8 protein-coding genes are annotated in these 6,000 nt (G+C 50.8%); 1 reads left to right on the top strand and 7 read right to left on the bottom strand.

Going from position 1 to position 6,000, the window contains the following annotated elements; translation table 11 throughout:
• Positions 1–7: 7 nt before the first annotated feature.
• The gene (locus Q394_RS23125; RefSeq protein WP_084260302.1) at positions 8–145 is read left to right on the top strand and encodes a transposase; all 138 of its coding nucleotides are present in this window, start codon (positions 8–10) and stop codon (positions 143–145) included.
• Between the two features lie 176 nt (positions 146–321).
• Here Q394_RS23125 and Q394_RS20610 read toward each other — a convergent pair whose 3' ends face one another.
• From Q394_RS20610 to Q394_RS0114770, 7 genes are all read right to left on the bottom strand, one after another.
• The gene (locus Q394_RS20610; RefSeq protein ID WP_051543478.1) at positions 322–1,599 is read right to left on the bottom strand and encodes a hypothetical protein; all 1,278 of its coding nucleotides are present in this window, start codon (positions 1,597–1,599) and stop codon (positions 322–324) included.
• Positions 1,600–1,612: 13 nt separating this feature from the next.
• Complete coding sequence (locus Q394_RS0114795) at positions 1,613–1,933, bottom strand: hypothetical protein (protein ID WP_028489944.1); 321 nt, start codon at positions 1,931–1,933, stop codon at positions 1,613–1,615.
• The gene (locus tag Q394_RS0114790) at positions 1,930–3,207 is read right to left on the bottom strand and encodes a replication protein (RefSeq protein ID WP_028489943.1); all 1,278 of its coding nucleotides are present in this window, start codon (positions 3,205–3,207) and stop codon (positions 1,930–1,932) included. Before Q394_RS0114790 ends, Q394_RS0114795 begins: the two co-directional genes overlap by 4 nt.
• Positions 3,204–3,578, bottom strand: a complete 375-nt coding sequence (locus Q394_RS22620; protein WP_028489942.1) for a hypothetical protein — start codon at positions 3,576–3,578, stop codon at positions 3,204–3,206. Before Q394_RS22620 ends, Q394_RS0114790 begins: the two co-directional genes overlap by 4 nt.
• 401 nt (positions 3,579–3,979) lie before the next feature.
• Positions 3,980–4,441: a hypothetical protein gene (locus tag Q394_RS0114780; RefSeq protein WP_028489941.1), complete on the bottom strand. Its 462-nt coding sequence runs from the start codon at positions 4,439–4,441 to the stop codon at positions 3,980–3,982.
• A gap of 99 nt (positions 4,442–4,540) precedes the next feature.
• Positions 4,541–5,233: an SPOR domain-containing protein gene (locus Q394_RS0114775; protein WP_028489940.1), complete on the bottom strand. Its 693-nt coding sequence runs from the start codon at positions 5,231–5,233 to the stop codon at positions 4,541–4,543.
• Between the two features lie 15 nt (positions 5,234–5,248).
• Positions 5,249–5,899 (bottom strand): hypothetical protein, encoded by a 651-nt coding sequence (locus Q394_RS0114770; RefSeq protein ID WP_028489939.1) that lies wholly within the window; start codon positions 5,897–5,899, stop codon positions 5,249–5,251.
• Between the last annotated feature and the right edge of the window lie 101 nt (positions 5,900–6,000).

Genomic DNA, 6,000 nt, shown 5'->3' with positions numbered 1-6,000 from the left:
CGAACCCGTGTTTGGGAACTTGCGCGGCAACAAACGCCTGCACCGCTTCACCTTGCGCAGCAAAGCCAAAGTGGACGGGCAATGGAAACTGTTTTGCCTGATGCACAACCTCGAAAAGCTGGCACATTACGGGTATGTCGCATGAAGGGGGAAATGATGCTGCCAAACACGCAAAAATGCACCGTATTGAGCGTATCAGGTGGCATTCAGGGCGTTATGGGGAAGCAGGAAGTCGGCAACGCTGAAAAAAACGCCCGGTCGTTTGGGATGTTCAAAAAAATGACTGCCCGATCTGGATGGGATGATCAGATTCGGGTTTTTCTACACCCTCGTTATCTGTTTTGCACCTGCCGTACCGGGGTGTGGCGTACCTGTACGCTGACCACCCTGATCCCGGTTCTTCACCTTACCCGTAAGGCTGGACAGGCTGGAAGCACCGGGGGTAAGAGGGTTAACAGGCGGGGCAAAACCGGGCATAGGGAAGGTAGGGCTAGTGGTGGAGTAATCCATGCGCAGCCAGTCCCGTGCAAAATGGTCAGCAGGGATCATGCCGGGTAGGGGACGCACACCTGCACCACTTGCCGTCCCCGCACCCGTGCCAGACACTGCCGTTTGCCCTGTACCACCCGTACCTGCGGCAACAGGTAGGGTAGGTGAGGCCAAGGCAGATGAGGGTAGGGCAGGTAAAGAGGGGGCTGGTTCAAACGGGGAACCATCGGCATTCAGCCCCAGCAATTGCAGTGCCTTGCGATGGTTGCCGACATACGTGCCAATGAAATGGAAGATGTACTCAAACGTACCAATCACCACCACCGAGAACAAGAAAGATGCCACGATGCCTTCCACACTGAACATATGTTTCAGCAAACGGATCATGCCGTAATGCTTGTCCTCGTCATATTCCAACGCCTTGGCTTGGGCAATGGCAGTGGACAGGGCAGAGGCGTTACTGGTCTGGTAAGCCGCCACCTGCTCACGCGCTGCGGCTACCCTCCCTTGGGCTTCTGCCAGACGGCTTCCGATGGTGCGGGTACTGTATTCACTACAGGTATGGCATCGGGCTTTCTTTTGCTGCTCGGCTTCCCAGCGATGCACTTCCCCTTGGGCAGATGCCAATGCCTGTTGGGCAGGGGAGGGTGCTGCCGCTTTGTCGGTCAGTTTGCCGATACTGCCCAGTGCCGTCTGGAACACGGGTGAGTTCTCGGAACGGTGGCGCACGGTGGCATCTTCGCGTTCCATGGATTGCGATACCTCGGAAAACAACCCGAAGAACACCACAATGCAGACAGCCACCAGCGCAGCAGGTCCCTTGTAGCCACTGGCATACAGCAGCCCTTGCCCGAATGTCACCACCAAGGTGATGCCCAAACCCAGCCACGCATTAGCCCATTGCTCACCCGTCCAGACGGATGGGGTCAGGTCGCCGCCGACAAAATACTTCACCACAAACATGGCAGAAGCGAGAAAGGCCGCAACCCCAGCCAGCCATAACAGCCAGTTGGCTTTGGTCAGGTCATCCACCAGTTGGCGGACAGATTTCATGTCTTTCAGTTCTTCCGGCTTACCGCGTAAGGTATCCAGTTTTTCCAATGTAATCATTACAAACTCCTTGTTACATCCATGTACCCAACAGGAACAGCACCGCACTAAACCACAACAGATGCCCGTCAGCCCAGGCACGAATGGCGTAATACACACCACCCAGAATCACCAGACCAATCAGCACGTAGGAGAAGTGCAGGGCAAACCCGGCAAGGTTCAGGCTCTGCCACACACCGGGCAAAGCCACCAACAACAGCCAGACCAAACCATCCCAAAGCCCCAGCACGAAACGCAGCACGGCACGTACCGGGATGGGAGATTGACCGCCCTGATCCATGACAGCCCCATTCACCATGAGGGCAGGGGAGGGCATTGCACTTGTCTCAGTCATGCGCTTACACTCCGTACTCCCCCGTAGCCCGACGGGGGTTCTTTGTGCCTGTCCCGTTTCCACTGCGGGGCTGGCATATCACTCGCGGCTGCCGCACCAACTGCCTCCACTGTTGTCCGGTGTGGTAGCCGCATCTTCACCCCTAGTTGGGAAGCCACCACGTCCACAGGAAGCCCCTGCAAATCGGCAAGCTGCTGTATCCATGCCAATTCCCCGGCACGTTCAAACACCGATGTTGGAACCTGTACGGCACGTTCACGCGAGCGTTTTTCGCGCCATGCCTGTGCCTCTGCAACCACAAGTTCCCCGTTGTGGGCTGAACGCACCAACACCCGCAGGTAAGCCAAGGGCTTACGTACCTTCCCGGCCTCCAGCCCCATCGCCAGCACATCCAGCACGGATTGGGCCGTCTGCACCGCAAGGCCACACAACAACCCCGCCATATCCTGACGCATTCCCGCATCCAGACCCGCAGGCCACTCCAGTTCCCCCGCCAAAGCAGGCAATCCGGCACACCCGGAATCTGTAGCAGATGAACGGCAAGAGGAAATAGACGGGCGGCTCAACCCGGAATCTGTAGCAGATACCCCAACACCTGCCCCAAACAACGCATCTTCATCCACACCCATACCACCCACTGAAGGAGGGCTTGGGTGTGAGGGCAGGGCAGGTTTACTGTTGTTATGGTTGCTTTGTGTATGGTTACTTAGTGATATGTCCTGTTTTGGGACGGTTTCCGGCCTAAATTGGGACGCAGGCACGCCCAAATCAGGCTGAACAGCCACCAACCGGGCGGAGGACGGGGCAGGGCAGGGGGATGAAAGTTTTTCATGTAAAACTTCCCTGCTTCCCCCATCCCCCACGCCGGAATCTGTAGCAGATACGGATACCGTAACAAATCCCTGAGATACCTCCCCGGAATTTGTAGCAGATTGCTGCACTGCATAGCCGGAATCTGTAGCATGAACAGGGGTAGGGGAGGGATAAGCAGAAAAACCACCGACAAGTTTTTCATGTAAAACTGCAAACCCCAGTACCTCCCCAAACTTCCCCGGCGCACTGACCAGCAGCCCCTTATCTACCAGCTCCTGCTTGGCCTGCCAGATATGGTTGCGCTGTATGCCTGTCAACTGTGCCAGCCGCCCGGATGACAGATCATCAGATACCTTGCGGTAGCCCAAAGTCTGGCGCAGTACAGCAGCAAACACTGCCCATTGGCGTTTGCCCAGATCGGCAGCAAGGGCGGCATCCAGAATAGTGACTAATGAATTCATGCACACACCCCCTCCAGCCGTTGACCGGAACGCACAAAGGTATGCAGGCGGATAAACTTCGCCACTTCCCAAACAGGGTAACGCACCGACCTTCCCGTTTTCTGGAATGGCAACACTGGGCAATTGGGACGCAACTCCGCAGACACACAACGCCATTGCTCCAACGTGCCTTCGGACACATCCAGCACAACAGCCGTTTGACGTGGGGTAAGGGTAGGGGGGAGGGTATTGAGGCAAAAGCCCAGTTCACGGGCAATCTGCACATACACGGCAATTTGTTCAGCCGTGAGGCCGGGCCATTCCAACAAGGCGGAATGCGGCAACTGCCCCATGCCTGACGGCAGGGCATAGACAGGCAGCGTTTCTGACATACGCAGCTCTCCTTAAGTTTTTAGGTTTAGGTAACAAGAATACCGGGTGAACCTATCGCTCTTAAGGACGCGACGCGCTTATTTCCGCCATTGGCGGTCTTGTATGCCACGCACACCCGGAAAGCCGGATTGTGGACATAAAAAAACCGCTCAAGAAAGCGGCGGATTGTCCGCCTTAAGATGGGATAGGTGTCCCGTTCAGTTGTTATCAACGAGTGTAGGCGAGGGGAGGGGAGATGGCAAGGGGCTGGGAGTTTTACATGTAAAACCGTGATGGAATTTGGCGATGCTACTTCTTGAATAATACGACGCTCTTAACTTATATCACCAACATATAGAGTCCATTTCAAGATAGAAAGGACTCTCATAAAATTAGCGTTTAAGACTAAGCATTCAAAGACTCAGTATTGAACATTGACATCACCAGATGAATTAATTGCTGGGCTTTTCTCCCCTTGCGTTTGCTGTTGCACATTGGCTGGGGGAGATTCATGTATAGAAGAGGGAGCAACCTGTTTTTGTTGGGATAATGGGCTGTTTCCATAATTAAGGTTAACATCACCAGATGCATTGATTGCCGGGCTTCTACCACCAGAAGTACTTTGAGTCACTTCAGAATGAGGATTCTTGGCGGAAATATCAGCTTGGATTTGTAGGTAGCTATTTACAAAGCCTAGAATTACTACCAATACGCCCAAGATGAGCATAAAATTCAACCCTTTATGAAACAACCCCACCGTTGCCTTACCACTTAACTTCTCGGTCTTGAATCCCTTTATCAGTCCGGCTATCATGAACAAAGTAAAGCCAACCAGTACCAGCGGGTTCCTTAGATGCTCAACCCAAGGTGTCACATTATCCATTCTCAACTCCACATTTTGAACAAAATACGATCAACAAAGAAATAATGATAGGAAGTAGGCTATCTGTAAAAAAATAAGACTTCACAGATGCCGAGTATGCTAATTCACCCATGGAACCACGTAGCTTTTCTTAAACATGTCGTAATTCTTTATGACATTTCTAGCTTTAGTGGCTGCATCTTTTGTCTCATATGGTCCGACAACTACCTTATAGTAAGAGTCAAGCCCCCTGCGATCGCCAGTATAGTAAGCGATTGAATAGCTAGCATTGTAGAATCCTTTTTCAGCCAAAAGACTTTGAATTTGTACTGCCTTATCAATGCTCTCGGTAGCAAAAACCTGCACGAAATGGTTCCGAGTTCCTTGGATCACAAAAATATCCTTGGCCGAGAACTGCGCAGAATAGTTACCCACATTAACCTCTGAGCGGTTGGCAATAAGTTTGATACTGATGACCTCATGTTCAAGATCACTGGGGATGTACATCTCTGCATCTACTGGGGCATAGATAGACCATCCATCACACTCAACCAAAAATCTGATTTTATCTCCCTCTAACAAGCCTTTGTTCGTCAAGTCAATAGTAAAGTCACCATTATTAGCTATATCTTCCTGTCGAATCTCAATATCAGTATTGTGGATGGAAATTTTCCTGATATTTGTTGCAGGAATTTCTTCACCGTTCTCGGTAATTAGAACCGCATTCCCCCTCAACAACTCAGCAGAGCAAATAGGAGAAAAAAGAACAAGCGACAGAAAACCAAGAGCAATTGTTTTTTTAAAAATTTTCATATACTTATGTTACCTTTATTCAAACTCAATTGTTTTGTCTTTGTTCCAAAGCTGGATTACTCCCGTGTCGTACAATGTTCGTTGCCCATCCTCGTATACGGCTTTGTAGTGAACCTTCTCACCAACATATCCTTCTGGAAATCCTTCATCCACACGACGAAACTGGAAATTTCCTTTTCCATTAATCTGGGCTTTCTCAGTTGCCCATCTCTCTAATAATTGAATATTCACCTTTGGCAGACCATTGCCCAATGATTCAAGAGATAATTTACTTTCTCCTAGAACAACAATACGTCCCCCGATGTACTTATCGGGTGGAGGAGTCGGGTCTCTTGGTGGAACTTGCCGATTACCCGTATAAATACCGCAATTAATAACTACACTTCCGGCAGTGTTGACTGTTGGACTGCAATCTCCTGATGTGGCTTGACTCACACCACCCGCTGCTACTGGAGTTGCATTGCTCTCAACCTGCTGATAGCTCTCGATGAATGCAAACACCATGATCAGAAGACTTAGTACAAAGCAAAAAATTATGCCCCAGCTCATAAGACGTTCAGTAGCATTACTACTAAGTTTCGATAGATTGAACAGCTTGATCAAGCCAGCTAACAATAGCAGAGCAACACTAGCTAGCACTAATGGCTTGCTTAGGTGTTCAAACATAGAGACTAAACTTTCCATTAGTTAATTGTAGGCAGCAGGTAGGGTATACGAATACTAACAACCGAAGCATTAGATTTGTAGCTCCACTGATCAGAAAGTTC

Source organism: Thiothrix lacustris DSM 21227 (assembly GCF_000621325.1).
Taxonomy (GTDB): Bacteria; Pseudomonadota; Gammaproteobacteria; order Thiotrichales; family Thiotrichaceae; genus Thiothrix; species Thiothrix lacustris.
Note: the sequence above shows the minus strand (reverse complement) of the source record. Positions and strands in the feature narration are given on the sequence as shown.

What these genes read in the sequence shown, in the direction of transcription:
- Q394_RS20610 (WP_051543478.1), bottom strand. Translation starts at nt 1,599, where the DNA reads ATGATTACATTGGAAAAACTGGATACCTTACGCGGTAAGCCGGAAGAA.
- Q394_RS0114795 (WP_028489944.1), bottom strand. Translation starts at nt 1,933, where the DNA reads ATGACTGAGACAAGTGCAATGCCCTCCCCTGCCCTCATGGTGAATGGG.
- Q394_RS0114790 (WP_028489943.1), bottom strand. Translation starts at nt 3,207, where the DNA reads ATGAATTCATTAGTCACTATTCTGGATGCCGCCCTTGCTGCCGATCTG.
- Q394_RS22620 (WP_028489942.1), bottom strand. Translation starts at nt 3,578, where the DNA reads ATGTCAGAAACGCTGCCTGTCTATGCCCTGCCGTCAGGCATGGGGCAG.
- Q394_RS0114780 (WP_028489941.1), bottom strand. Translation starts at nt 4,441, where the DNA reads ATGGATAATGTGACACCTTGGGTTGAGCATCTAAGGAACCCGCTGGTA.
- Q394_RS0114775 (WP_028489940.1), bottom strand. Translation starts at nt 5,233, where the DNA reads ATGAAAATTTTTAAAAAAACAATTGCTCTTGGTTTTCTGTCGCTTGTT.
- Q394_RS0114770 (WP_028489939.1), bottom strand. Translation starts at nt 5,899, where the DNA reads ATGTTTGAACACCTAAGCAAGCCATTAGTGCTAGCTAGTGTTGCTCTG.